Raw genomic sequence first — 25,726 nt, forward strand, 5'->3', positions numbered from 1 at the left:
TTGTAAATAACATGACTTACCCTTTTCTTAGCATTATTGGTATTGGCGAAGATGGTATCAACTCCCTTTCCGATCAGGCTCGTAGATGTCTAAAAAACGCATCTTACGTTTTCGGTGGTAAGCGTCATTTGAGACTGGCAAACACCCTTATTCAAGGTCAAACAGAAATATGGTCATCGCCCATTCAAGAATCCATAAACAAAATCAATAACCTTAAACCTGAATCAGTTGCAATTATTGCGTCAGGTGACCCGTTCTGGTATGGGATTGGTCCTTTAGCCGTACAATCCTTGGCTATCAATGATTGGCAAAGTTTTCCCACCCTTTCATCCTATAGCCTTGCCTGCAACCGGTTAGGTTGGTCAGGACAAACCATTGATACAATCTCCTTATGTGGTCGCTCGTTGGAAACCTTGCGCCCAGCCTTAATACCGGGTCGTAAAACACTTATTTTATCCGAAAATGAATCAACACCTCATAACGTCAAGGCATATCTGGAAAAATGGCAAATCCCATATAAATTATTTTATATTCTTGAAGCGCTTGGTGGACCGCGGGAACGGATACGTTCTTTTTTATTAAAAGAATCCCTGCCCGGAACAATTGACCCTTTAAACATGATTGCCCTTGAATTAGACCGGTTTGAAGGGCTTCCCTATTGCCATGGACGAAAAGATTCCTATTTTCGACATGATGGTCAATTAACAAAGCAATATATCCGCACGGCAACTTTATCAGCATTGCAACCTTTTCCTGGCGCTTTGTTATGGGATATTGGCGCGGGATCCGGTTCCATTGCCATCGAATGGATGTTAACCCATCCCGGCTGTAAGGCCATTGCCATTGAATCACGTCATGATCGGGCTGTAAGAGCAAGGGAAAACGCATATAGTCTGGGTGTCCCCTCCCTGAAAATCATTGAAGGCAAGGCCCCCGAAGTTTTAGATAAACTGCCACGTCCTGATGCCGTTTTTATCGGAGGTGGATTAACAGCACCTGATCTTTTAAAAACTGTATGGAGAAACCTTCATCCTTATGGACGGCTGGTTATTAATTCCGTAACGACCGAAAGCGATCAAATTCTTTTTCAGACTCAACAGCAATTGGGCGGAACAATCAGCCGCCTTCAAATCCAGCATTATGAATCTTTAGGGAATTATCATGGTTTCAGACCCGACCGTACCATTACCCAATATTGCGTCACGCGCCTCCCCTGACACTTTATTAATTGGTCTGGGCAGTCAAAAAAAAACAAATGCCAAACATATATATTGTACACTGCAAGAAATTAAACGAAACTATCGGGCTTCTATTTATTTAATTGCTGCGCCTGCTTTTAAACAAAAAGATAGCACTTATCTAATCCTGCAACATCATTATAAACTACCCATTCAATTCATTGCATTGGACACGCTCAAAAATCTTCAGTCCCACTGTCAATCTTATTCAAACAGAATTTATGAACTAACCGGTTTTGGTGCTGTTTCAGAAGCCTGTCTTTTAGCCATTATGCACGAAAAAGATCATTTACTGATGCGAAAGATGATTTATAAAGGAGTTACCTTATCTTTAGCCTATAAAGGATCCTCAACACCATGACCGTCCATTTTATCGGGGCAGGCCCAGGGGCTGCTGACCTTATAACATTACGTGGGAAAAAGCTTTTGGAACAATGTCCAGTATGTCTTTACGCCGGATCTATTATTCCTAAAGATATTCTGAAATTTTGCTCTTTTGATACACAATTGATTGATTCGGCCCCACTAAATTTGGATCAGATTGAAGCTGAATTTGTAAAGGCAAATCAGGCAGGAAAAGATGTTGCCCGTTTACATTCAGGGGATCTCTCTGTTTATAGTGCTGTTGCCGAACAAATCCGCCGACTTGAAAAACACGCCATTCCCTATACACTTACACCCGGTGTCCCCGCTTTTGCAGCCGCTGCTGCAATCATAAAAAAAGAATTGACTATTCCAACAATAGCACAATCCATTGTTTTAACACGCATTTCTGGACGTGCATCAGTAATGCCAGAAAAAGAAAAATTAGAAACCTATGCACAAACTGGCACTACACTGATCATTCATCTCGCCATTCATCGTATTGAAGAAATTGTTCAGCGTTTGGTTCCTTTTTATGGAGAAAATTGTCCAATCGTCATCGCTGCGCATGTAAGCTGGCCAAATGAAAAAATTATACAGGGAACATTGGCCACTATTTTAAAAAAAATAAACGCCAATCCAATCCAACGTACTGCGTTAATTATGGTTGGTCCTGCTATGGGTAGTAAAAACCATATGGAAAGTGCCCTATATAATGTTAACTATCAACGTCGTTTTAAAAATCAATAATATTTATTCTATTCAATAAATATTAAAACCTTTTTCGATCATTTTTCAGTCCTTTGATTTTTATCACATGTAATTATAAAAAAACAATTCATTCAGAATGAAACCATTTTTTAAAACATATCTCTTACCATTGCCAACATTAATTCCAGTTGTTGTGAACAGTAAATGCATTTAAAAAATTTTAAAATACAAACCTATTTTCATACAAAAGTAATTTGTGACAAGAAATTGCAAGATTTAACCCAGCAATCTGGATTCATATTATCCCTGAAATCGTATTCAGGAACTAAAAAAATTCATAATAATAAAATATTTAATGTTATCTCAAACTAACAACATATTCCGTTGGATCACATTCCCATACAATACTTTACGAAAAATTGAGTTAAACACCTTCGATCCTAAAACACTTAATCAAAATGCATAACATAAACAAGACACGACTAATAACCTTAACACATGTCAAAATTATTTTAATTAATTATTAAGAATTAGGTAAAGCAAATATATAAAATTTATCTTTACCTATTCTTGAAATTAACTTGATATAAAATTTAGTTCTAAATTTTTACCTTTCTTTTCAATAAAGTATTCCAATATTCTTTAGTGGTTGTTTTTTTTCTAAATTGCAGCATTTGTTCCCTAAACTTACTTTGTTGCAAAAAGATACATAAATAATTTTTAATAAAAAACATAATATAAAAAATTAAATGTTTTCTCTCAAAAAAATGTTTCTCACCACATTGTTTATGAAAATCATATACAATTACTTCACGTTTTCTTATAAAATCAGAAGGTCTACGATTAAATCCTTTTTGTGAAACACCTTGTTCAGAAGGTGAAAGAATAAAATTTAATAAAAATAACAAAATCTTTTTTCTTAACCTGATATGAGTATATTGATTTTCATAATAAACAAACCCTTCAACACTACTATTCTTTTTAACAGAATTATAAACATTGACAATTCTTTGATGATTTTCATATGGATTTGCTTCATATCTACCTGAAATAAAATCCTCAACAGCCATCATATTCATTTTTAAGGCTACATAATTCCAAGTCGTAATATTTCTAATGAATTTGTTACGAAAAAAACGCATGCCAAATTCGATTAAATTTTGGGGCGTAGAAAATGAAAAAATCAATACATTGCGCAGGAGATAGTAATCTTCCATAATTTCAGAGTATTTTTTATAAAAAGGCTCATGCCAAACACAAATTCCAGGTAATGACAAAATTTTTGCATTACAACGTCGAGAAAATTCGATATCATCACCACGGATAAAAATAGGCAACGGCATTCCATAATCTTTTAAATGCTGGGTTGAAAATGCACAAAACCACCAACCAGCAACACCATTGACCAATCCACAAGTCGCGTTTTGTAAAATTTCCCCATATAAACGCAGGTCTTGACAATGACCCTGATGATGCATGCCATAATTGTCAATGATTGTATTTCTTTCATATTGCAACCATTTTTCATCTAAAGAAAACATGGATCCAGAAAGAAAAATATTCTTATATTTACTGGCTATAAAACTATAAAAAGCATAAGTTCTAAATACGGACTCAAAATTTAACTCGATATCATCATCCATGAATATAATATGAGTACAGCCCATCTCAGAGGCCATTAATGCAGCTCTTGTAAAACCGCCCGCCCCACCATAATTATCGCTATTTTCCAAATGAATTATATCATTATTTTTTATATTTATTTTTTTTCCATTATTAGAAATAAAAATTAAACTATTTATTTGTGAATTAACAATACCTTCATGAATTTTCTTAACATTTTTTGTTATATAATTTTCTCTATTATACGTACAAAAACAACATCCTAATTTTACATCCTGTGTCGGTTCATCTTTGGTATAAAAAAATATTTTTTTCAAAACAACAACATCTTCACATGAAGCCAATCGACAATAAACAGCATCATATTTTGACCAGTTTTCAATTGTTAAATTCACTTCATTAGTAAAATAATGCGATAGTAAGTTAACTTCATAGGAATGTGCCAATTCTTGTTTAATCCCATATACTTCTATCTTTGCTTTACCTTTTACAACCACCCCAACATTTAAATCTTTAATATTCGTATACTTAACATATTGCTTGGAAGGAAAGATATTATAATAAGTGTTAAAAGACACATGTGAAAAAGCATCAATATAAATATTACCATCCTGTATAACAACATCTTTTGGGCATCTGAAAAAAATTTCATTTTCTGCAACATATGGAGTTTCTACGCCCCAAGAAAAATTATGTAATATGTGCTTTTCCATTAAAATTGTTCCTTTCTTTTTAAATCATAATTATTTAAAAAAATATCAAAAATCAATTTACTTTCTTATAAGAATAATTTTAAGCTCAATATAAAAATTTATTGTTTTTATATTTTTAAACACATTATTAGGGTTAATATAGTAATGATTTATGTTTCTTTGCTCGTTCATGAAAATATTGATGTAATCATTAATCAAATTGATAATTTAAACAAATTTTATTCTAACTGCATCATAATCATACATATTTCCAAAATTTCGAAAATAACAACAAATAATTTAAATGAAAAAATAAAAAATTTAAAAATCAAAAATGTTATTATCAATAATAACCAAACTGACACATCATGGGGAAATGTAATAGCAGGGCATATTGCCAATATTGAATATATTAAAAATATGAAAGAGAGAGGCATTATCGTATTTCATGCATCAAATGATATGCTTATTTCCAATAAAGTTGAAAATTACGTTTCTACCACAAAATCTGCCTATAATTTAAGATTGGTTTTACCCGGATCTTATTGGTGGCCTGCACATATGGTTTTACAGGATAAGATTTTCACTAACTTTGTTAACTCTTTTAATTCAGGCGCTATCTTTGCATCACAAATAGAAGGATCCTTTTATGAAACAAATGTTTTATTCGAAATTATAACCCTTATTAACAAACACAATTTGCTGGATACTAACTATCACTACACTAAAGAAGAAATATTTTTTTCAACGCTAGCTCATTGCATAGGATATCAACCCAACGGATTACCCTATATTTTTTCAGAAGTTCATGATTTTGATAGGATACTATGGAGTAAATTTACAAAAATAGACAATAACAAATTTCTTAATCCATTCATTAAGAATAAATTAAAAAAAATCTTAAATAATAAACTGTTTAAAAAAGGTGATTACAAAATTAATATTAAAACGGTTCTATCTCTCCTAAATAAAGATACAGATTTCCTTCAAAAAAAAGAATACCTTAATGATGGCAATTATATTTGGCAAATTTATGATAAAAACCATTTATATGGGGTTAAAAGAATTAATAGAAATATTTGTGATCCTGTCAGGAAGTTTATTTCTAATTTGTAATTAGATTACAATCTATCATTAAATCAACAGTGAATTTGTTTATGATCATTAATTATTTTTTTTGATATAACTTTTATTTAATATCAATTAAGGTTAATGTATCGAAATATAAATCTTCATATATGTTCAAAATATTAAATTTTCATAAGATTTCTACATCAGTTTAACAATTAAAGACATTAAAAATAATGATGCAAAAAATATGGTTTCCTTCTAAAGTTTTTGACTTAGGAAAAGAAAATACAATTGATACACTTCATATCAAAAACTTTAATAACAATGATATCAGTATACCTTTATTTTCAATATTCTTATCTAACAATAACCAGGATTGGGTATGTTATTATACACAACCCAGTCATCATTGGGATAATCCAACCGAATTTGATATTCATTTAAGTAAAAAGGTTCAAGCACAGTATATTAAATTTCAATTAAATTCTAAAGGCAATTTAGATAAATTGGAAATAACACTGGACAATAACCACATCGACAATAATGAAGAAATAATAAATATCTCCTCTTTTATAGAAAAAACAAAAAAAGAGGCAGCTAATAGCAGGATAGTTATTAGTACATTATTCAATGAATCTGATGATTATTTAATGTTATATATTAATAACTTTCTTTTTTTTACACCAGAAAATGTTATTTTAATATTAAATTTTCCACATAATAGACCCATTCCTAAGGCTGCTTTAACAATTAGTGACCGTATTATCATCATTAATGGAGGGTTTAAAAGACACAAATGGGGAAATACTCTATTATTAGGACATCTTGAAACGTTGGATTACGCAAAAAATAATCTTGTTTTTGACTACTTTTGTACAATGGCTTCAAATAGTCTTTTTGTAAGGCACCTTACAATATCCTCCATACTAAATCAATTGAATCAAAAAGCTTTAACTCCAATTGCCTCACAAAGATCTTACGATTATGATGTTGATCTTGACGCTGAAATCACTACTAATCATGGAACTTGGATGTGGCATCACTATAAATCTCTTCCCCAATTAAAAGAACATATCATTAATGAAATCGGACTTACCCGTATTTCAGCAACCCAAATCGAGGGATTATTTGCCCATAAAAAGGATTGGTTTTTAATTCTTGAAAAAGTTGAAGAGATAAAAAACTTGGCACCTTTTTTATCCTCTCATTTTTTCGTTGCACTTGAAGAAGTCATTCCTATTTCCATTTTCAACCAGTTCGGCTCTGGATATTATACTCATATCTGTTTTATGTTATGGACAAAACCTAACTATTTAATAGAAATCAAGGAAATTTTATCTATAGGATCACAATTACCAGATCATATTTCATCCATTAAATGGTTTCCGAGAGATTGTTATGCATCAACAACCTTGGCTGTTTGTACATCATGGGGAAGACAATTAATTGGACTAGAAAAAAAAGAAAGATTGCCTAACAAATTACAAGCTTCAATCATCCTTAATGATTTTTTGCAAGCCATTAAATCCAGAATACAGACATTGCCACTGACTGAAAAATGGAAACTGGATAAAAAAAAATCGGCTTTAGATTTTCACTGGAATTATAATAATTATCCAGTGGAACGACAAAGATTTTATTTAGATATAGGTCAGTCCTTCACAGATTCGGAAGATCCAGAAACAGGACCTGCACACTTATTTTTTGAAAATACAAATCACCTTGTTGATTTATCCCTTTTTCTCATCGAGAAAAAAAATACCTGTAATATTTTACGCTATTTTTGTCTCTCCTTTGATGCCCAGAAAAAAACTTTGGTTTCTAATATTTCCGAATTGGAGGGATATTTGTATTTATCATCACAGCAAAAGAATAAATCAATAAAAATCTCAATCGATAAAAATAAGATGAATAACTATCATCATTATCAAAAATTATTTGAACGTTTTGTAGAACATACAAATATTGAAGGGCCTCATAATTATTTTGTAAGAAATTGGGATTTAAAGGAAGAAAATGAAAATAAAATAGATTACTATTTTCTTAATTGCCAATGTATTGGTACCCCAATTATTTCAAACAATTTAATTGAAGTTGAAATGTCAATTTTTTAACATTTATATATAATTTTATACATATTAATAATGAATTGAATATTTATATGAAACGTTTGGTTTTCGACCTTGATGATACCTTAACTATTAACACTTCGGGTGTTTCTTATGCTGACAAACTCCCGAATCTACCAGTTATTCAAAAATTAAGGGAATACAAGAAACAAGGATTTGAAATTATTATTCAAACAGCCAGAAATATGTATACTTATAACGGTGATATTGGAAAGATTAATGCCAATACTTTACCAATTATCATTGAATGGTTAAAAAAACATGAAATTCCATATGATGAAATTTATGTAGGAAAACCATGGTGTGGAAAAGAGGGATTTTATATTGATGATCGTGCCATACGACCGTCTGAATTCATTTCAATGTCTTTTGATGAAATTACAAAATTAATTGAAACAAAAAAATGACTTCATCTTGCGTAAATATTATCACTTCTGCTGCATATGTGAATCAAGAACTGGCAGCCGAATTTGGTTTAATTCCCCCTTCCTTTCTACCTTTGGGAACGGGAAGATTATTTGAAATACAGGTTAAAAATTTTAGAAAAAACTTAATTGAAAATTCACTAATCTACCTGACTTTGCCTGATAGCTTTATTGTTACTCCCTATGATAAACATACTTTAAAAGAAAAAGGTGTAGTAATCGTTTCTGTCCCGGATGACATGTCTCTAGGAAATTCCCTAGTATATACGATTAATGTCATCAATGCATACAATTCAAACATACGTATTTTACACGGTGATACAATTCTTGATGATATTCCTCAAGAAATGGATATTATTGCAAGTTATCCTGATGGTGACGATTATTCTTGGGCAGTAATCAATCAAGCTGATGATAAATATATTAAAAATCTTGAAACCATCAAATCAACCAAAGATGAAAATAATTACCGTCCAGTAGCTTGTGGCTATTTTTCTTTCTCAAAGGGGAATGAACTGATCAAGTCCTTATGTCAAGCACGTGGGAATTTTATTGAGGGAATAAACTTATATAACAAACATCAGCCCTTAAAAATAAAAGCTATTAAAAACTGGTATGACTTTGGACATATTCAGACTTATTTTCAATCAAGACGTTTGGTTACAACTGCAAGGGCCTTTAATTCACTCCAAATTACCTCAAATACAGTTAAAAAAATTTCTTCTGATTCTTTTAAGATGCTTGCTGAAGCAGAATGGTTGGAATCAACTCCACCAAATCTAAAACCCTACACCGCTCGTCTTTTCGAATACGGACAAGATAATGACAAAACATTCTATTCCACTGAATATCAATACACACCAACGCTAGCTGAATTATTCGTATTTTCAGATATTGGAAAAGCTACATGGAACAAAATTCTGGCCTCTTGTACTGATTTCCTGAATTTATGCGCAAAACAAAAAGGTAAAAAAAAGCGGGACGATTACACTGCACATTTAGTAGGTAACAAAACCTTTGAACGTTTGGAATTCTTTTCAAATCAAACAGGTTTTAATATCATGCACGACCTCGTTTTCAATGGTAATAAATATCCATCATTATTAACTATTGCAAATAATTTGTCAGATTTTATTACAAAAAATCCTGAAGAATTATGTACAATCATGCATGGCGATTTTTGTTTCAGTAACATTTTATATAATTCACGCAATCGTCGTATTACAGTGATTGATCCAAGAGGATATGTATTTCCCCATATAAAGGAAAATTATGGTGATTTACGTTATGATATGGCCAAGCTATCCCATTCAATTAACGGGTTATATGACTTTATCATAACAGGACGCTATAATCTTATTAACAATAATCAATATGATTTCGAACTAACATTTGATTTATCATCTTCCCATAAATGGCTACAGACATATTTTAATAAAATAAATATTGCAAATATTACGGTTTCAAGCAAAGAAATCCAAGCTATGACTATAGCATTATTTTTGTCGATGTTACCTTTACATGCTGATCGCCCTGATCGACAAAAAGCATTTATTGCAAATGCCTTACGTTTATATTCGATATTTGAAAGAAAAGATTAATGATAGTTATTCCAATGGCGGGACTGTCCAGCCGTTTTTCAAAAGCTGGGTATACGCAACCTAAATACATGTTGCCTTTAAATGGAAAAACAGTTTTTGCCCATTCAGTTGAAAGTTTCAAAGCATATTTCCAAGATACTCCATTTCTGTTCATTGCCCGTTCAACTATGAATACGAAAAATTTTATACAAACTGAAATTGACAAGCTTGGTATCAAAAAAGCAAATATAGTCATTCTAGATCATCCTACCGCTGGACAGGCAGAAACTGTAGAATATGGAATTCACAAAGCCGGACTTGAAAATAACATGGCACTGACAATATTCAATATTGATACCTTTAGAAGGGATTTTCATTTTCCCCAACAAGAATGGTTTAAACATTCTGACGGATATCTAGAAGTATTTAAGGGTAATGGTGAAAACTGGTCTTACGTGGAACCAGATTCTGAAAGTCAAGAGCCTATCGCTCTAAGAACCGCAGAAAAAAAACCAATATCCGATTTATGTTGTGACGGTCTTTATCACTTCAAGAAATCTGGAGATTTCCTATATGCTCTTCAACAAGAAAGAAAAACGCCTTCTACATCCGAATTATATATAGCGCCCTTATATAATTATTTAATTCAAAATAATAAAAAAATTCACTATAAACTTGTTAATAAAGATTGCATAACATTCTGTGGGGTTCCCGCGGAATATGAAGCTTTATGCAAAAACTCTTAGCTTTGATATAAAACTGGACTATGTCCAGTTAACCAATCATCTCTTGAATTGATAAACCTTTCTCCAAAATTTTTCTGTCATGATTTTTGGAACCACTTGTCTATATTCTCTTTTTAATTTTTTGAATCTGGCAGCAAATTGAATCATCAATTTCAAACCTAAAAACAATTCGGAAAAAAATTTTTTTTTATTATATATCGCTACATAACCTTTATTATATTCACTTGAATAATATAATATATTCCCCTCTAGAAATATTTCATATGGGAAATGTTTTATTTCCTTTTTACTCAGAATAAGTCTGTCTCTAATAAAAAAATCAGGAAGAAAAAAGCCATTGAAGGTCATAATAATAATGATTTTTTTCAATATGGAAAAACGAACTTGCCTGATAATTGGTTTTAGTTGATCTATATCAACATCATCCATTTTCTCTTCCGACAATACATTCGAAATGGCAGGATATATATCCGTTAAGGATAAATAGCGTGTCCAGAATTCTGGACCTCGCATAACATGTTGCAAAGCAATGCTAGTAGCTCGGGCAGAAGCATAACGATAGGTTAAAATGGAAATAAATATCCAACGTATATAACGCCAGACATAAATCCATAAAGAACAATCTGAATATATCAAAGCCAAAGCAAAATTGGCCCTTACGCTTAAATATCGGGGTAAGGGGCCATCCTTGTAACGGAAATCCTCTCCAAAAACACATATGCCATTCACAGTAATGATATTGAAATGATTCATTAATCCGAAAAGCATATCATCTCCCTTAACAAAAAAAGGAAATGGAAAATAATTTACATCTTCAATCTTAAAGGCAAAATGCCACCAGGCACCATATTCAATTTTCTTTTTATCTAAATCAGTCGCTATAATAGTTTCAAATTTTGATATATCAAGACCACAATATAGCTGTATCAAGCTTAAGGGCTTATACTGGGCACCCTTCTCATGAATGATTGTCGATTCTTTTTCATATAACATGGTTCCAGCTATTGCCAATCGCTCCACGACTGAATATTGCAATAATCTGAAAGTCTTGATTATAGATTCAATTTCACAACTGGCATCATCATCCATAAAAAGACAATGTGTATAATGATGATCTTTCAAATACAGTAATCCGCGTGTAAATCCCCCGGATCCTCCATAATTGAGATTAGAAATAACAATCGCCTCCCCTGCCTCTTCTGAAGAAACATCTCGAGAATTATCTACAATAATAAGATCAATGTTGTTTTTAAAAGATTCATTGGATAAAAGCTGCGTTTCTATCCGCCGAATGGCAGGGATCAGATATTTTTTACGATTATAGTGCGTAATAACTATTCCTAATTTTACATAGTTAACAGGATCTGTTTTGGTGCAAAAAGAACCACCCTGTATGAAACATTCGCCCTTTGTATCTATTGTAAAATGAAGAATGCCTTGTTTTTTCAATAAAAATGAGCAATCAATGCAAAAACAATCTTGATCTTTATTTAAATAAACTTGTTTTTCAATAACACGCTTTGATGAAGAAGGCTGGTAATTTTTGTCTGTCAGCCAGAACCTCAATACAAATTCACCTTTTCCCTGTAACTGAAAATGAAGATCTTTGAGTTGGCAATATTTACGCCATGTATTTAAGGAAAAATAATTGAAATATGTTCCAAAAGAAATTCTGCTATTTTTTTCAAGAATAATTCCATCATTTTCCGATAACGGTTGTATACCGCCTTTTTGAATATCAAAATATAATTTTTCTGAAATATCTGATAAATGATTATTAAAAAGCAGATTTTGAAGAACATGCATATAATATCGGACCCGCTTTCATTTAATGATTGATCTAAACACTTACCTTATTTTAGCAATCTTTTCTAATAAAATATGATAATCTAATAATTAATCAGAAATCCAATATTTGATATTATTAATACATTATGCAAACGCCCTCCCAAGACAATTACCCTTACGATCAACCATCAGAATTTCGATTTTAAAAATCACGGGATCAAGCGTTTCTTTTACAACTGCCAGTGCCTTTTCTGCAATAAAATCAGCCAGTGGCAACCGTTTTACATGACAGTTCCTGAAAACCCCCAGGGCAGTATTAGCCAGCCTGACCTTCTCAACAAAACTATCCTCCGCCCCCAATTCCGCAACCCATTCTGCCAATTGTGCAAAATCTACCTGTGAACGACCAGAATGAAGATCCAGATGACCTTGTGCCAATTTTGTAAATTTAGCAACGCCTCCTGCCAAGGTTAGCCATTGAACTGGATGTGTTTTTAGATATTTCAGAACTCCCCCGACAAAATCACCCATTTCAATAAAGGCTGATTCGGGCAGTGTATAGATTTTTTTGGCCGTTTCTTCAGATACATTCCCGACAGAGGCAATCAGATGCGTCAAATTTGCAGCCCGTGCCACATCTATCCCGCGATGAATGCTCGCGATCCATGCTGCGCAAGAAAACGGTACAACAATGCCTGTTGTTCCTAAAATCGATAATCCACCCATAATACCCAATTTTGGATTCATCGTTTTTTTTGCAAGCTCCTCTCCATTAACAACGCTTATTTCCACCTCTACATCAGGGGAAAAAGATACCTCGTTCAATGCATACCGGATCATTTGACGAGGTACTGGATTGATTGCAGGCTGACCAACAGGCAATTGTAATCCCGGTTTAGTAATTGTCCCCACACCTTTTCCTGCCTTGAAAACAATTCCACGATCAATGGACAAGATTGTTATTCTTACACGGATTTCCGCTCCGTGGGTAACATCAGGATCATCCCCCGCATCTTTGATAACCGAGGCAATGGCACAGTGCCGATCCAGAATTTTGTGGTTAAAAATCCTAAATGAAACTCTTTTCCCCTGTGGAAGAGTAATTGTAACACGATCCGAAAAAAAACCACGTTTTAAAGCCAAATAAGCCGCTTTTGCAGCTGCTGTCGCACAAGCCCCCGTTGTCCAACCATATTTTAATTTTTTGACATGTTCCAATATTCCTCCTTTTCACGAAATAGTAATTTTTTTAATTTAATTCTAAATCAGGGAAAATTGATCTATGATTGCTATTCTTCAAATGGCTTGTATTTTACAGGTTATTTCAATCATCAATAAACTTTTTTTTATTCAAGTTCAAATATTTATATGAACAATCAACCGCATTCTATCAAAGCAATTATGATCGCCGCTCCCAAATCGGCAAGTGGAAAAACAACCATCACCCTAGGATTATTAAATGCTTTACGCCGTAAAAACATACATGTTCGTGCGGCAAAATCAGGACCAGATTATATCGATCCCGCCTTTCACGCCATCGCAACGCAAAACACATCCTTTAATTTAGATAGCTGGGCCATGCCTTTTCCTTTACTTGACCATTTATTTAATGCCTCAACAAAAAGCGCAGAATTATTCATCATTGAATCCTCAATGGGGTTTTTGGACGGCATCGAAAATGAAGAAGGCAAAAGAGGATGTGGAGCCGATCTGGCAATACGCTACAAGATTCCAATCATATTGGTTCTGGATATTACTGGTCAGGCGCAATCGGCCGCTGCTATTGCCTATGGTTTCGCCAATATAAACCCGAAATTCAAGATTCTCGGTGTAATTTTAAATAATGTGGCATCTCCCCGTCATTATCAAAATACCAAAGCTGCCTTTGACCGGATTAATATTCCGATATTGGGCAGTGTTCCCCGTAATTCAAAACTTCATTTACCGACAAGACATCTGGGATTAATTCAAGCCGAAGAACATGAGGATCTGGATAATCACCTTGATTTTCTGGCTGATTTTATTGAAGAAAATATAGATCTGGATAAATTATTGTCATATATTCCTCAGCTTTCCATCCCATCAGACAATTCAATTATTGCCCTACCACCCCTTGGTCAAAGAATAGCAATTGCAAGAGATCTCGCTTTCAGTTTCATTTATCCCCATATTCTTGATGGATGGCATCGGCAGGGAGCATCCATCCATTTTTTTTCTCCACTGCAAGATGAGGCACCATCAGAAAAATGTGATAGTTGCTGGCTACCAGGAGGATATCCAGAGCTATATGCGGAAAAAATTGCCAATGCCAATCAGTTTTTACAGGGTTTACAAAACTTTGCCCAAACTAAAACTGTGCATGGTGAATGCGGGGGATATATGGTTATGGGGAAAAGCCTCATTGACAAAAACGGGCAAGCACATAGAATGAGTGGGCTGCTCAGCCATAGCTGCAGTTATGCAAAACCTAAAATTCATTTAGGATATCGTATAGCGAGGTTACCTAACCAAAACGGGGATCTTACAATATATGGTCATGAATTTCATTACGCAACCCTTTCAGATCCAGGATCTGACCAGCCATATGCCTTACTGAGCGATGGAACAGACAATTATCTTGGCCCGGAAGGTGGAAGACGTAATAAAGTTACAGGCTGTTTTTTCCATAGTATTGCATTAAAATCATGAAACACTTTAAGTCTATTACCGAATTAAGAAAATTGTGCCTTGTACTGCCCGAAAAGGATAAAAAAGCTGAACAGGCCACTTTTACCCGCCAGAATAACCTTTTAAAACCTCCTGGCAGTTTAGGAGAGCTTGAAAATCTGGTTGCATGGCTAGCATCCTGGCAAAAAAAAGAAATGCCCAGCCTCGATAAGGTATGTATCATGATTTTTGCTGGAAACCATGGCATTACCGACGAAAGTGTCACACCCTACAATGCTGTCGTTACGGAATTGATGGTCACCCAGATCGAACAGGGACATGCAGCCATTAACCAGCTGGCAAAAACTGCGGGAGCAGAACTGCGTATTATCCCTCTAAATCATTTTGAGAAAACCAAAAATTTCTGTCATGAAGCGGCCATGTCAGAACATGATTTCCTTAAGGCGGTCGAGACGGGATATAATGCCGTAACACCCAATATCAATCTGCTTTGTTTAGGGGAAGTTGGAATTGGCAATACAACAATAGCTGCCGCTTTGAGTGCCGCCCTGTTTGGTGGAAATGGTGCCCAATGGGTCAGCAAAGGCACAAGTCAATCGCCTGAATATATCCAGAACAAACAACGTGTTGTTGATGAGGCTCTAGCCAAACATCAGGATATTCTCGATGACCCACTTGAAATTTGCCGCCACTTTGGTGGATATGAAGAAGCGGCTTTGTTGGGGGCCACTTTGGCTGCTCGTTATCTCAATATTCCGGTTTTATTAGATGGTTTTGTTTGCACCAGCGCTGTAGCAGCATTGCAAAAGCTAAACCCGTCAGGTCTTGATCATGCAAAAATCAGCCATCTTTCTGCAGAAAAAGGGCATTTGTTATTGGCCGGAAACCTGAACCAATATCCTTTGATAGCCTTTAATATGCGATTGGGAGAAGGCAGCGGATGCGCAATAACCATTCCAATTCTTCAAGGTGCCCTAGCCTGTTATAGAGGTATGTCCACCTATGATGAGGCCGGATTACCGTATCCTAAATGATTTTTCTTTTCATAAGGAAAGTCATAACTGATTTTTTCAGTAGTCTTTCCTTTTTTTCACGATTGCCAATTCATTATATTTATAATGATTTTCATTTCTTTTCATTTGCCAGATCCATATGGATTTGGCCATTTATTTCCGCTTTTATCGGTGGGCTTGAAGGATGTTTTATTTATACCCTTTCTTTCACCACTCTATCTTCGTCAATTATCGCCTTTTCAGCATTAGGATTTCATCTATTGCTAACCGGTTGTTTACACGAGGATGGATTGGCAGATTGTGCAGATGGATTTGGTGGCGGACATAGTATTGATCAAAAATTGACCATTATGAAAGATAGCCGTTTAGGCACATACGGGGTTCTAACATTATTTATTGTACTCGGAATACAGATCACCTCCTTGATCTCTCTAATGACACTTCATCAGAAAATTATTCCGCTTTTAACAGCCATTGCGATTTTATCCAGATCATCCATGTTGATCCCCGTTTTTATCCTTTCCCCTGTTCAATCAAAAAGTATGGCCAGTCAGCTTGATCATATTCCATTTATTTCCAGTTTCATTCATTTCACCATAACGATAAGCATATGTCTTTATTTCTTAAACTGGAAATTTACAATCTTGTATCTTTTGGTTTCCTTTATAACCGGTTTTTTATCCAGCTTGATTATCAACAACCATATTAAAGGATATAACGGGGATTGCCTGGGCGCTGTTCAGGTATTATCCACAACCGCTTTACTCGTTACAAGCAATTTGTTGTTTATCTAAATAATGTTTTGAAAAGGTAAATAATTCAATTCGACCAAAATCTGGTAATGGACCTAACAGTTCAATTGATTTTTCTAACGCAATCTGCCTTAAAAGCCGTAAAGGGCCACCATGTGAGACAATCAAAATATTTTGACCCTTTTTTTTAATTTCATGCCAAATTTCAATAACCCTAGCAAGAAGTAACCGACCTGTTTCTCCTTCCGGAATCTGCCAATCCCAAGGATTTTCTGCCCATGCATCAATGAATTCCTTGGGAATTTCATCCCATTTTTTTCCTTCCCATAAACCGAAATTCAATTCGATCAAGCGCCTATCTTCCTGATATGGGATCTGATATTGCAATGCAATGGCACGGGCCAACTTGAGACAACGTGACAAAGGGGAGGTATAAATCTGATCAATTGCAAACCCTTCTGGAATCGAAACATATTGTTCCCATCCATTTCGTAAAGGTATATCTGAATGCCCGTAACACATGCCAGCAGGAACCTGAACAGGTGGATGACGCATTAAACCAATCTGGAAATGATCATTTATGCTCATAATAATGAATCAACCTGTCCTTTCATTCATCAAAATCATTAAGATCCTGTTGAAAATTTTTTTTCTGTTCTTCTCTGCTCCAACGCCCCAATATCACATCCCATAACGCACAGATTATGGAATACATTACCAGTAAAACAATACAGGTTGATAAGAAAATAATTGCTGCCGCCATATTCTTTTCCTTTCTTACCAACCTGCTATCAGAAAATTTTATAAAAAAATTAATGTATTCTATTCTTTAAACTATAATCCAGATTGTCATAAAATCCGACCGTTTGTAAACTATACGTTTTTTTTACATGAAATAGAATTCTTAATTTTCAAACCACATTGTTATTACGGTAAATTTTCCTTAATATATGGCGGGAGACAAAAAGATGCCATATGAACATCTGGAGACCAGTACCGTGTCAATCCTTCAAGTTTTGCCACCTTTGCTCGTTGCTTAATTATATCAACTGTTTGATTGGTTTGATTTTCTTTTTTTCCTGCAATCCCTAGCGTCATAAATCCACCCACATAGGTTGGAACCGCAGCGACATAAGCCGATACATATGAAAAGAATTTTTTACGACGCAAACTGGTTTCCCGCAATTCCTCGGCTTGCATAAACGGAACACCACATTGATTCACAATCAGGCCGTCTCCGGTTAAAATTCTGGCTGCATTTCGATAAAATTCATCCGTAAATAAAACTTCACCAACACCAATTGGATCAGTGCTATCCACAATTATAACATCAAAACTTTCCTTTGGCACATCGGCAACATACTGGATACCATCCCCAATAACCACTTCCGCACGTGGATCATTCCAGCAATCTTTTGAAATTTCAGGCAGAAATTCCTTGGACAGAGCGACAACATCCCCATCAATCTCCACCATAACCGCCTTTTCAACTGTTTGATGCTGTAAAACCCGACGTAAAACCCCACCATCTCCAGCACCAATAATCAAAACACGCTTTGCATTGCCATGTGTCAACAAGGGAACATGAACAAGCATTTCCTGATATACAAATTCATCTTTTTCAGTAATCTGGGTCACGCCATCCAGGAATAAAACCTTGCCATATTCTTCATTTTCAATAATGCGTATATCCTGAAATAAAGATTTTTTATGCACGATTTCCCTATCAGCACGGAAGCTCTGTTTCCAGGCCGGATACAACGTTTCATCAACCCATTTAAAAGACATTAAATTCTGCTTTCACCTTTTATTGAATGACAAAAAAACTGGACAATATTCTTTTGTCCAGTGTTTGTTACTGCTATAGAAATATCGTTTTTCTATAAATTTTCTTTCCCACGCCTCTGTTCGTCCAGTACAATTCTTTCAGGTTTAAAGAAATGTTGTAAAACAGGAATGGCAAGATATGGATCACAAGAACCACACATGAAAATGTCCAGAGCAGCAAAATTCCGTTCTGGCCAGGTATGAATGGAAATATGGCTTTCCGCCAAAACAACAACACCAGAAACTCCACCATTCGGTGAAAAATGATGAAAATGACTGTGTAATATCGTGGCCCCAGCTACAACAGCAGCTTCACACAAGATGCGATCAATCTCTTCTGGATTATCCAGATTGGTTGCATCCCACAAATCAACAAGAAGATGCGTTCCTGCAAAACGCATACCATCTTTAACAATAAAATAATCTTTACGATCTTCCATATTTTCTGAAAAATCAATTGAAACCTGGTTATTTCTCGGAGTTTCCGAGACCATCCCCAGTTGAGCAAGTCCGTTCATCACGTACCCCTAAACCAGTAGACGGCCTGTTGGGCAATATGCCCCCTTGGGCCAAAGAATAAAGTGAAACTAGAACATACATAAACTTCAATCAGAAACGAACCCTGTTCTAGTAATCAAACAGAATTTGTCCTAATCAATAATATATCATATATTCCGCGAAATAACGACCACCGTTATATTTAGGTTAGTATATGACCCCTTCACTGACGAATCTCAAGTTTTTTTTTATATTTTTTCAAAAAAATATTTTTTTTACATTTTTAGACTCAAAATCTTGTTTTTATTAATTTACCCACTATTTTTTAAAATTTATTTTTTTTACTTGGCGAAATAGTTACTCGCTATTATAAAGCTCTAATAAAAGTAATTTAGGCTACTTTATTATTCCATATCTATAGCAGGTGCATAATGAATACGTTACCGCTTGATAAAAACTATCGCCCTTCTGAAGATGAGGAATTCATGAATCCTCGTCAGCTTGCATATTTTAAAAAGAAATTGGAAGATTGGCGGGATTCTCTTTTGCAAAATTCAACTGAGGCCCTTAATCATCTCTCAGAAGACAAAAATGTTGATATTGATCTCAATGACCGGGCCAGTTCTGAAACAGACCGCGCAATTGAGCTGCGTACTCATGACCGGGCCAGAAAATTGCTTGCAAAAATCAATAACGCACTTCAGAAAATTGAAGATGGTTCTTATGGCTATTGTGAGGTAACAGGAGAACCCATCAGTTTGAAGCGGCTAGAGGCCCGCCCCATCGCCACTCTTTCCATTGAAGCTCAAGAACAGCATGAGAGAAAGGAACGCGTTTATCGTGATGACCAACCAATTGACTAAACCATGACTTATTTTCCATTTCAATTAAATGAATGGAAAATAAATTTCATATATTATCCAATAATCGTACACTTCCCAGTTTTACCGCTGCAATAAGACGTGCATTATCATTCCACTTGGTTATTTTCTGTAGAGAATTTCCATCAACCGCACAAAAATAATCCACTTTAAACTCTTTTTTTTCCAATGCCTCTATTGCGTTTGATAAAATAAATGAAATATTACCTCCACTTTTTAACTTTAGATAAGCCTCTTGTAATATTTTATACAAAAACGGTGCTCGCGAACGCTCTTCACTCGTAAGAAAACGATTCCTGGATGATTTTGCAAGACCATCTTTTTCACGCACGATTGGCACATTCACCAAAGTAACAGGTAAAAGCAAATCCTTTACCATTCTGTGAATCACCTGAATTTGTTGCCAATCCTTTTCCCCAAAGCAGGCAAATTTAGGTCTGACTAAAGAAAACAATCGATAAACAACGGTTGCAACGCCTGAAAAATGACCTTTACGCAATGCACCTTCCCATTGTAAAGCTGGTCCACCTATCTCAATACGCGTGTCAAAACCTTTTGGATAGATATCCTCGACTTTTGGAAACCACACTATATCGACCTGATTTTGTTCAAGCAAATGAACATCCTCTTTTTCAAGTTTAGGATATCGAAGAAAATCCTCTTTCTGATCAAATTGTAAAGGATTGACAAAAACACTTACAATGCAATGTTTGGCTATTTTCTTGGCTTTCTTTACCAAAGCAAGATGACCCTCATGTAAAGCTCCCATCGTTGGAACAAAGGATACATCAATCATGTCCAAATGCCCTCTCTCCCTTAAAAACTCGTTCAAATCATGGGTAATAATCATATCTTCCCCTATTTCCCTGGTATATTTATGTAATACGTTTTTTAATAATAATTTTAAAATTCATGACAGTTTAGTCAGGATAACAACGATTCCTTTCCTTATCGTAAAATGAAGATGTTTTAAAGCCACAGTTTGTTTTGAATAACATTATTTACGAAAGAAAAATCATTTCAAAAAGACTAATTATCAGAGATAATATATTCATTTCTTAATCTTTTTAACATTCAAGATGATTTATTAAAATGATCCGTAAAATTATCTCGGTTTTTTTCCTTACGTTTCTTGTCGCCTGTGGTGGACCACCAAATAACCCCCGTATAACACCAACTCAACAAACAGCATCATCGCAAAAACCGGTCGGATATTATTATAATGACCGTGTTCCAGATTTTGCAGTTAGAAATTATGAACCTTTTTCCCGCCAGGAAGTAGTAGCGTTAACCTTACGCGAATGGCGCGTATTTAACCAACCCATTGCCGATGAAGATCCCCTTCAGCGTCCTGAACCAACAAGTCCGGATGTAAAGGCTGAACGTTCATCCGGTTTATGGCAACGGGTGGGTGAATATTGGTGGATCGGTATGGATCCCGGCATGAAAGAAGGAAGTTATACTGGAAAACATAATAGTAATGGAACCGTTTTCAACTTTATCAACGATGGAAATTATGCCTGGTCCGCGGCTTTTATCTCTTATATCATGAGAATTGCAGGTGCAAATGACCGTTTCCCCTATTCACCCAATCATTCAACCTATATCAATGCGGCCGCTTCTGGAACATCTCCTGTCTTAAGGGGGCATGATCCAGCCACTTATGCACCAAAACTGGGTGACATGATTTGTACCGCCAGAGGTAAAAGCCGGAACACTATCCGTTTTAATACACTTCCCACAACATACGGATTTCCTGCACATTGCGGTATTGTCGTTATGACAAACCAGAACATGCAACCTTTTGGCAAGGAAATCAGTATTATTGGCGGCAACGTAAATGATTCCGTTGCATTGACCCATGTACCTGTTGACACTCAGGGCATGATATCCAATGCAAATGGTGCAAGCTATGACTATCGTTATCCCTGGTGTATTGTCATTGAAATCGTATATGATGCAGAGGCAAGCCCTTCTACAAATATGTGAAAATTATTTAAGATTTTTTCGTGAAAGGTAAATTATCTGCTAGCCAACCAGCAATTGTCCCCCTTACTCCATTGACATTTGCTGGCCCTTCAAAACCTTCTTTTATATTATAAACATTTTTATAGCCTTCATCTTTTGCCAAGATTGCAGCGATTCGACTTCGTCCTCCCATAAGACATAGGAATAATAAAGGCCGATCTAATTGCGTTACAGTTTTTTTCAACTCCCGTATAAAATTCACATTTCTATTTCCCATCCTGTCTTGTAGGCTAATCTTGATAACTTCCTTGCCTAGAGATGATAACTCTGGATAGCCGACCTGTTCCCACTCCTCCGGCGTTCTGACATCAATTAACAGAGCCTGCCCATCCTTTTTTAACAAATCCCAAGCCTCTTTAGGCTTTATTTCTGGTATCATGATAATCTATCCTTTACTTTAATTTAATTGATTTTCACTATAAAATGGTTTCTAAAAGAAAAAACATCATTACTCAAAGTTTTGTTAATAAATAATATTTGCCTTTAATCACGTTATCTATTCTGACCAGATTTTAACTTTTCTTGTTTTTGATATCTTATGGAACAAACTATACATCTTTTAATAATTGATGATGATCACGAAATTGTAGATCTGCTCTCTCAATTCTTGCAAAAACATCATTTCAAGGTTTCCTATGCATATAATGGGGAGCAAGTGCGCCAAATTTGGAAAAACAATCATTTTGACCTTGTGATTCTCGACCTTATGCTACCTCAGGAAAGTGGTTTCGAGATAGCCCATTGGTTAAGAAAAAAAGCTGATATTCCTATCATTATGTTAACCGCTATGGGAGACGAAGCAGATCGGATTATCGGGCTAGAACTAGGTGCCGACGATTATATGGCAAAACCTTTCAACCCAAGAGAATTACTGGCCCGTATCCATGCCGTTTTGCATCGTTCACAACGTAAACAATTTGCTCACAACCCCTACATACAGAAAATCATCCAGTTTGGAGACTGGAAGGTCAATTTACTTCACAGACAGCTACTGAATCCTCAAAATGTTGAGGTTTCCCTGACAAGCAAGGAATATGACCTGTTAATTGCTTTAATCGAACATGCCCCAGAAATTGTTACCCGGGAAACTTTATCCGAAATTCTATATGGGCATCAGCTTCCTTCCACCGATCGTACAATTGACGTTACATTAAGCCGATTGCGTCGAAAACTGCAAGATGACAGCCGCCAGCCAAAAATAATTAAAACCGTTCACCGAGGGGGCTATTTGTTGGCCCTACCCATTCACTATGTCACAACATAAACCAAGAAAGTGGCATTTATGGCCCTATTCTCTAGCAGCTCGTACAGCCTTGATCTTAATCATTGGGATGGGTTTGATCGAGGCATGTGGCTTGTTAATCAATACTTTGGATCGGCTAGATTTCAATCGCCTCACCCAAGAACAGGAAGCTGTAAATCGCGCAACAGCTATTTATCGTGATATTTCGGAAGTCGATAGCAAGGATCGGTCCGATGAGATTAATGATCTAGATCCAATACATGGATTTACCATTTTTCTTTCAAACGAACCCAATCTTAAAAATGTCAATCTCCCTTCCCCTAAATTGGAACAAACTGTTTCCCACCTTCTTACAACAATCTTGTTTCCACCCGAATTACGTCCAACCAAAATTATTGCCACCTCTGATCCAGACAAACATAAAAATGCAATCGCATTTCAGTTACCAGATGATAAACAATGGTTAAACATCATATATGAATTAACCACACCAAACCCTTTCAAATCAGCAACGTTTCCGATCAGCTTTTTTATCATGGCAACAGCAACAAGCCTGCTTACTTTGTGGAGTGTTCGACGATTAATTGCCCCTGTCAGTACATTAGCCGCAGCAGCGGGAAGGCTGGGACAAGATGTCAATGCCACTCCTCTTGTTGAATCTGGACCAGAAGAAGTTGCCCAAGCCGCACGGGCATTTAACGATATGGCACGGCGTATAAATCGTTTTGTAAATGATCGTACACAACTTCTTTTGGCAATTGGTCATGATCTGCGCACACCGATTACACGATTGAAATTAAGATCTGAATTTATCAATGATAAACATTTACAAAAAAAATTTATCTCAGATCTTGATGAACTTGAAAAAATGATTGATGCGACCCTGGCATTCGGACGTGACAATACGCATCATGAACCTGTTATCAATCTTGATTTAACAAGCCTGATTGAAACCCTTATCCATGAATTACAGGAAACCCATCCGGATAAAATTGATCAAATCCGTCTTCACCATCCCTTACCCAGTTATACAATCAAGGCTCGTCCGATCAACCTAAAAAGAGCCCTACAAAACCTAATGAATAATGCGCTTAATTATGGAGGGAATGTTACTGTATCGCTAACCTCAAAACCTCCCTTCCCATCACTTTATAACCAGAAAGACAAACATATCTTCATATTGATCGAAGATGATGGACCCGGATTAAAACAGGAAAATCTTGAATATGTTTTTGAACCCTTTGTCCGTATGGAAACAAGCCGCAACCGTTCTACAGGAGGAACTGGGCTGGGACTTTCAATCGCAAGAAATATTATTCGCGGACAAGGTGGAGATATTACTTTACATAATCGTATTCCTCATGGATTATGTGCAGTCGTTATGCTTATAGAATAACTTTCCCGAAACGAATTTCGTTACATTAACCTCAATCTATACAAATATAAAACATTTATTTATTTTATGCTCAAACATCTTTATGCACGCGCCTTACAACTCGCCGCAAGTCAGTACGCGATATTCTGGCTTATGCTAACCGCGTTTTCCGAGGCAAGCTTTTTCCCAATACCGCCGGATATTCTCCTTTGTCCAATGATTCTCGCTAAACGATGCAAAGCATGGCTATATGCAATAGTTACAACTTTAAGTAGTGTTGTCGGAGGGTTATTGGGATGGATAATAGGTGCTTTTTTACTTCATTATCTTGCAATGCCCATCATTCATTTCTATCACGCAGAACAGCAACTCATCAATTTGCAGGATAAATTCAATACATATGGCGTATGGATTATTCTAATCAAAGGATTAACACCGATCCCCTATAAATTCATCACCATTACTGCCGGTGCGGCACATTTTGCCCTGATACCCTTCCTGCTCGCAAGTTTAATTACCCGAGGCTCCCGTTTTTTCCTGGAAGCTGTTCTACTTTATTTTTTTGGGTCATCTATTCAGGATTTTATTGAAAAGCGATTAATATGGGTAACCAGTTTTATCTGCTTATTGCTTATATCGGGTATCATCGCTTTTAAATATATCTAACTATAACATTTATTTCTTAATTTTCAGACCTTTTTGTAATGCCTTGACATATTCCTTAACTTGTTGGTCAGATAAAACAAACCCAAGTGGACCAAACCCTGGATGTTGAAAAGCAAGCAAAGTTTCTGCTTTTTCAATATTCTTCTGAATTGCCCATTTGGTTTGATATGCAGGTTTGATCTGCGCCCCGGTTATTTCAGCTATTTTTTGACCTTCTGCCATCATCCATCGAACAGATCCCAAAGCTTGGATAAGATTGTCCAGTTCCAGCTGATTTAATTCTAATTGACCGGTTACGCCACTATCAGGTGAAAAAGTTAAAATTGTTTTTTTACGGTCTTCCGTAATCCGTATATTCACATCAATAGCCATTTGTAACCTCTTTATCCCTCTAAAATATTTTATATCTA

At 35.4% G+C, this 25,726-nt stretch carries 26 protein-coding genes; 16 read left to right on the plus strand and 10 right to left on the minus strand.

The window, feature by feature from the left end; all coding sequences use genetic code 11:
- The first annotated feature begins 11 nt into the window (after positions 1 to 11).
- From cbiE to cobM, 3 genes are read left to right on the plus strand one after another with little or no spacing between them, the layout of a single operon-like run.
- Positions 12 to 1,217 (plus strand): precorrin-6y C5,15-methyltransferase (decarboxylating) subunit CbiE, encoded by a 1,206-nt coding sequence (gene cbiE, locus H3T46_RS04560; protein WP_198197550.1) that lies wholly within the window; start codon positions 12 to 14, stop codon positions 1,215 to 1,217.
- On the plus strand, positions 1,162 to 1,599 hold the full coding sequence (locus H3T46_RS04565; protein ID WP_198197552.1) for a cobalamin biosynthesis protein: 438 nt from the start codon (positions 1,162 to 1,164) through the stop codon (positions 1,597 to 1,599). The genes cbiE and H3T46_RS04565 overlap by 56 nt, the downstream gene beginning before the upstream one ends.
- Complete coding sequence (gene cobM, locus H3T46_RS04570; protein WP_155565886.1) at positions 1,596 to 2,351, plus strand: precorrin-4 C(11)-methyltransferase; 756 nt, start codon at positions 1,596 to 1,598, stop codon at positions 2,349 to 2,351. The genes H3T46_RS04565 and cobM overlap by 4 nt, the downstream gene beginning before the upstream one ends.
- Before the next feature lie 560 nt (positions 2,352 to 2,911).
- Here cobM and H3T46_RS04575 read toward each other — a convergent pair.
- Complete coding sequence (locus tag H3T46_RS04575; RefSeq protein WP_198197554.1) at positions 2,912 to 4,648, minus strand: glycosyltransferase family 2 protein; 1,737 nt, start codon at positions 4,646 to 4,648, stop codon at positions 2,912 to 2,914.
- 144 nt (positions 4,649 to 4,792) lie between these two features.
- Here H3T46_RS04575 and H3T46_RS04580 point away from each other — a divergent pair, with 144 nt between their 5' ends.
- The 5 genes from H3T46_RS04580 (at position 4,793) to H3T46_RS04600 (ending at position 10,578) form a co-directional block, all read left to right on the plus strand.
- Positions 4,793 to 5,743 carry a hypothetical protein gene (locus H3T46_RS04580; RefSeq protein ID WP_155580832.1) on the plus strand — a complete coding sequence of 317 codons (951 nt, stop codon included), beginning with the start codon at positions 4,793 to 4,795 and terminating at the stop codon, positions 5,741 to 5,743.
- A 188-nt stretch (positions 5,744 to 5,931) separates the two neighbouring features.
- On the plus strand, positions 5,932 to 7,812 hold the full coding sequence (locus H3T46_RS04585) for a discoidin domain-containing protein (RefSeq protein ID WP_198197556.1): 1,881 nt from the start codon (positions 5,932 to 5,934) through the stop codon (positions 7,810 to 7,812).
- A 47-nt stretch (positions 7,813 to 7,859) separates the two neighbouring features.
- Positions 7,860 to 8,234: an HAD-IIIC family phosphatase gene (locus H3T46_RS04590; RefSeq protein ID WP_122124011.1), complete on the plus strand. Its 375-nt coding sequence runs from the start codon at positions 7,860 to 7,862 to the stop codon at positions 8,232 to 8,234.
- Positions 8,231 to 9,853, plus strand: coding sequence for a capsular biosynthesis protein (locus H3T46_RS04595; protein WP_198197558.1), 1,623 nt, complete (start codon positions 8,231 to 8,233; stop codon positions 9,851 to 9,853). The genes H3T46_RS04590 and H3T46_RS04595 overlap by 4 nt, the downstream gene beginning before the upstream one ends.
- On the plus strand, positions 9,853 to 10,578 hold the full coding sequence (locus H3T46_RS04600) for a glycosyltransferase family 2 protein (RefSeq protein ID WP_198197560.1): 726 nt from the start codon (positions 9,853 to 9,855) through the stop codon (positions 10,576 to 10,578). The genes H3T46_RS04595 and H3T46_RS04600 overlap by 1 nt, the downstream gene beginning before the upstream one ends.
- A gap of 36 nt (positions 10,579 to 10,614) precedes the next feature.
- Here the strand turns inward: H3T46_RS04600 and H3T46_RS04605 are convergent, their stop codons facing one another.
- Positions 10,615 to 12,384, minus strand: a complete 1,770-nt coding sequence (locus H3T46_RS04605; RefSeq protein WP_198197562.1) for a glycosyltransferase family 2 protein — start codon at positions 12,382 to 12,384, stop codon at positions 10,615 to 10,617.
- Between the two features lie 126 nt (positions 12,385 to 12,510).
- The gene (locus tag H3T46_RS04610) at positions 12,511 to 13,587 is read right to left on the minus strand and encodes a cobalt-precorrin-5B (C(1))-methyltransferase (protein WP_198197706.1); all 1,077 of its coding nucleotides are present in this window, start codon (positions 13,585 to 13,587) and stop codon (positions 12,511 to 12,513) included.
- A gap of 147 nt (positions 13,588 to 13,734) precedes the next feature.
- Between H3T46_RS04610 and H3T46_RS04615 the strand changes: the two genes are divergently transcribed.
- Genes H3T46_RS04615 through cobS form a run of 3 tightly spaced genes read left to right on the plus strand, consistent with a single transcriptional unit; the run spans position 13,735 to position 16,840 of the window.
- Positions 13,735 to 15,054: a cobyrinate a,c-diamide synthase gene (locus tag H3T46_RS04615; RefSeq protein ID WP_232349929.1), complete on the plus strand. Its 1,320-nt coding sequence runs from the start codon at positions 13,735 to 13,737 to the stop codon at positions 15,052 to 15,054.
- Positions 15,051 to 16,067: a nicotinate-nucleotide--dimethylbenzimidazole phosphoribosyltransferase gene (locus H3T46_RS04620; RefSeq protein ID WP_155565895.1), complete on the plus strand. Its 1,017-nt coding sequence runs from the start codon at positions 15,051 to 15,053 to the stop codon at positions 16,065 to 16,067. The genes H3T46_RS04615 and H3T46_RS04620 overlap by 4 nt, the downstream gene beginning before the upstream one ends.
- Positions 16,064 to 16,840 carry an adenosylcobinamide-GDP ribazoletransferase gene (cobS, locus tag H3T46_RS04625; RefSeq protein ID WP_198197564.1) on the plus strand — a complete coding sequence of 259 codons (777 nt, stop codon included), beginning with the start codon at positions 16,064 to 16,066 and terminating at the stop codon, positions 16,838 to 16,840. The genes H3T46_RS04620 and cobS overlap by 4 nt, the downstream gene beginning before the upstream one ends.
- On the opposite strand, the gene H3T46_RS04630 is transcribed toward cobS, so the two are convergent.
- The 4 genes from H3T46_RS04630 to speD all read right to left on the minus strand — a co-directional run bounded on the left by H3T46_RS04630 (position 16,808) and on the right by speD (position 19,143).
- Positions 16,808 to 17,386: a histidine phosphatase family protein gene (locus tag H3T46_RS04630; RefSeq protein WP_155565897.1), complete on the minus strand. Its 579-nt coding sequence runs from the start codon at positions 17,384 to 17,386 to the stop codon at positions 16,808 to 16,810. The two genes, cobS and H3T46_RS04630, sit on opposite strands and share 33 nt — an antisense overlap.
- Before the next feature lie 22 nt (positions 17,387 to 17,408).
- A complete protein-coding gene (locus H3T46_RS04635) occupies positions 17,409 to 17,561 on the minus strand; it encodes a hypothetical protein (protein ID WP_155565898.1) in 153 nt (50 codons plus the stop codon).
- Between the two features lie 164 nt (positions 17,562 to 17,725).
- Positions 17,726 to 18,586, minus strand: coding sequence for a polyamine aminopropyltransferase (gene speE / locus H3T46_RS04640; RefSeq protein WP_198197566.1), 861 nt, complete (start codon positions 18,584 to 18,586; stop codon positions 17,726 to 17,728).
- Positions 18,587 to 18,678: 92 nt separating this feature from the next.
- A complete protein-coding gene (gene speD, locus H3T46_RS04645; RefSeq protein ID WP_110438541.1) occupies positions 18,679 to 19,143 on the minus strand; it encodes an adenosylmethionine decarboxylase in 465 nt (154 codons plus the stop codon).
- A gap of 411 nt (positions 19,144 to 19,554) precedes the next feature.
- Between speD and dksA the strand changes: the two genes are divergently transcribed.
- Entirely contained in the window at positions 19,555 to 19,986 is a 432-nt protein-coding gene (gene dksA / locus H3T46_RS04650; protein WP_110438542.1) for an RNA polymerase-binding protein DksA, read from the plus strand.
- Positions 19,987 to 20,032: 46 nt separating this feature from the next.
- Here the strand turns inward: dksA and panC are convergent, their stop codons facing one another.
- Complete coding sequence (gene panC / locus H3T46_RS04655; protein WP_198197568.1) at positions 20,033 to 20,854, minus strand: pantoate--beta-alanine ligase; 822 nt, start codon at positions 20,852 to 20,854, stop codon at positions 20,033 to 20,035.
- Between the two features lie 242 nt (positions 20,855 to 21,096).
- Here panC and H3T46_RS04660 point away from each other — a divergent pair, with 242 nt between their 5' ends.
- Complete coding sequence (locus tag H3T46_RS04660) at positions 21,097 to 21,993, plus strand: DUF2272 domain-containing protein (protein WP_155568467.1); 897 nt, start codon at positions 21,097 to 21,099, stop codon at positions 21,991 to 21,993.
- Between the two features lie 7 nt (positions 21,994 to 22,000).
- On the opposite strand, the gene H3T46_RS04665 is transcribed toward H3T46_RS04660, so the two are convergent.
- Positions 22,001 to 22,411, minus strand: a complete 411-nt coding sequence (locus tag H3T46_RS04665) for a rhodanese-like domain-containing protein (RefSeq protein ID WP_155565902.1) — start codon at positions 22,409 to 22,411, stop codon at positions 22,001 to 22,003.
- A 159-nt stretch (positions 22,412 to 22,570) separates the two neighbouring features.
- Between H3T46_RS04665 and H3T46_RS04670 the strand changes: the two genes are divergently transcribed.
- The 3 genes from H3T46_RS04670 to H3T46_RS04680 all read left to right on the plus strand — a co-directional run bounded on the left by H3T46_RS04670 (position 22,571) and on the right by H3T46_RS04680 (position 25,316).
- Positions 22,571 to 23,296: a response regulator gene (locus H3T46_RS04670; protein ID WP_110438546.1), complete on the plus strand. Its 726-nt coding sequence runs from the start codon at positions 22,571 to 22,573 to the stop codon at positions 23,294 to 23,296.
- Entirely contained in the window at positions 23,283 to 24,671 is a 1,389-nt protein-coding gene (locus tag H3T46_RS04675; RefSeq protein ID WP_155565903.1) for an ATP-binding protein, read from the plus strand. The genes H3T46_RS04670 and H3T46_RS04675 overlap by 14 nt, the downstream gene beginning before the upstream one ends.
- A 66-nt stretch (positions 24,672 to 24,737) precedes the next feature.
- Positions 24,738 to 25,316: a YqaA family protein gene (locus H3T46_RS04680; RefSeq protein ID WP_155580841.1), complete on the plus strand. Its 579-nt coding sequence runs from the start codon at positions 24,738 to 24,740 to the stop codon at positions 25,314 to 25,316.
- Positions 25,317 to 25,325: 9 nt separating this feature from the next.
- On the opposite strand, the gene H3T46_RS04685 is transcribed toward H3T46_RS04680, so the two are convergent.
- Positions 25,326 to 25,688 carry a hypothetical protein gene (locus tag H3T46_RS04685; RefSeq protein ID WP_110438549.1) on the minus strand — a complete coding sequence of 121 codons (363 nt, stop codon included), beginning with the start codon at positions 25,686 to 25,688 and terminating at the stop codon, positions 25,326 to 25,328.
- Positions 25,689 to 25,726: the final 38 nt, after the last annotated feature.

It is taken from the genome of Commensalibacter sp. M0133 (genome assembly GCF_016101485.1).
GTDB lineage: Bacteria > Pseudomonadota > Alphaproteobacteria > Acetobacterales > Acetobacteraceae > Commensalibacter > Commensalibacter melissae.

Excerpts from the sequence above, each read along its gene's own strand:
- panC (WP_198197568.1), bottom strand. The coding sequence starts at position 20,854 with ATGATTATTACCCATGATTTGAACGAGTTTTTAAGGGAGAGAGGGCAT.
- dksA (WP_110438542.1), top strand. The coding sequence starts at position 19,555 with ATGAATACGTTACCGCTTGATAAAAACTATCGCCCTTCTGAAGATGAG.
- H3T46_RS04595 (WP_198197558.1), top strand. The coding sequence starts at position 8,231 with ATGACTTCATCTTGCGTAAATATTATCACTTCTGCTGCATATGTGAAT.
- H3T46_RS04590 (WP_122124011.1), top strand. The coding sequence starts at position 7,860 with ATGAAACGTTTGGTTTTCGACCTTGATGATACCTTAACTATTAACACT.
- H3T46_RS04565 (WP_198197552.1), top strand. The coding sequence starts at position 1,162 with ATGGTTTCAGACCCGACCGTACCATTACCCAATATTGCGTCACGCGCC.
- cobM (WP_155565886.1), top strand. The coding sequence starts at position 1,596 with ATGACCGTCCATTTTATCGGGGCAGGCCCAGGGGCTGCTGACCTTATA.
- H3T46_RS04620 (WP_155565895.1), top strand. The coding sequence starts at position 15,051 with ATGAAACACTTTAAGTCTATTACCGAATTAAGAAAATTGTGCCTTGTA.
- H3T46_RS04605 (WP_198197562.1), bottom strand. The coding sequence starts at position 12,384 with ATGCATGTTCTTCAAAATCTGCTTTTTAATAATCATTTATCAGATATT.
- H3T46_RS04630 (WP_155565897.1), bottom strand. The coding sequence starts at position 17,386 with ATGAGCATAAATGATCATTTCCAGATTGGTTTAATGCGTCATCCACCT.
- H3T46_RS04685 (WP_110438549.1), bottom strand. The coding sequence starts at position 25,688 with ATGGCTATTGATGTGAATATACGGATTACGGAAGACCGTAAAAAAACA.
- H3T46_RS04600 (WP_198197560.1), top strand. The coding sequence starts at position 9,853 with ATGATAGTTATTCCAATGGCGGGACTGTCCAGCCGTTTTTCAAAAGCT.
- H3T46_RS04665 (WP_155565902.1), bottom strand. The coding sequence starts at position 22,411 with ATGATACCAGAAATAAAGCCTAAAGAGGCTTGGGATTTGTTAAAAAAG.
- H3T46_RS04580 (WP_155580832.1), top strand. The coding sequence starts at position 4,793 with ATGATTTATGTTTCTTTGCTCGTTCATGAAAATATTGATGTAATCATT.
- H3T46_RS04680 (WP_155580841.1), top strand. The coding sequence starts at position 24,738 with ATGCTCAAACATCTTTATGCACGCGCCTTACAACTCGCCGCAAGTCAG.
- speE (WP_198197566.1), bottom strand. The coding sequence starts at position 18,586 with ATGTCTTTTAAATGGGTTGATGAAACGTTGTATCCGGCCTGGAAACAG.
- H3T46_RS04670 (WP_110438546.1), top strand. The coding sequence starts at position 22,571 with ATGGAACAAACTATACATCTTTTAATAATTGATGATGATCACGAAATT.
- H3T46_RS04675 (WP_155565903.1), top strand. The coding sequence starts at position 23,283 with ATGTCACAACATAAACCAAGAAAGTGGCATTTATGGCCCTATTCTCTA.
- H3T46_RS04635 (WP_155565898.1), bottom strand. The coding sequence starts at position 17,561 with ATGGCGGCAGCAATTATTTTCTTATCAACCTGTATTGTTTTACTGGTA.
- cobS (WP_198197564.1), top strand. The coding sequence starts at position 16,064 with ATGATTTTTCTTTTCATAAGGAAAGTCATAACTGATTTTTTCAGTAGT.
- H3T46_RS04575 (WP_198197554.1), bottom strand. The coding sequence starts at position 4,648 with ATGGAAAAGCACATATTACATAATTTTTCTTGGGGCGTAGAAACTCCA.
- H3T46_RS04615 (WP_232349929.1), top strand. The coding sequence starts at position 13,735 with ATGAACAATCAACCGCATTCTATCAAAGCAATTATGATCGCCGCTCCC.
- speD (WP_110438541.1), bottom strand. The coding sequence starts at position 19,143 with ATGAACGGACTTGCTCAACTGGGGATGGTCTCGGAAACTCCGAGAAAT.
- H3T46_RS04585 (WP_198197556.1), top strand. The coding sequence starts at position 5,932 with ATGATGCAAAAAATATGGTTTCCTTCTAAAGTTTTTGACTTAGGAAAA.
- H3T46_RS04660 (WP_155568467.1), top strand. The coding sequence starts at position 21,097 with ATGATCCGTAAAATTATCTCGGTTTTTTTCCTTACGTTTCTTGTCGCC.
- cbiE (WP_198197550.1), top strand. The coding sequence starts at position 12 with ATGACTTACCCTTTTCTTAGCATTATTGGTATTGGCGAAGATGGTATC.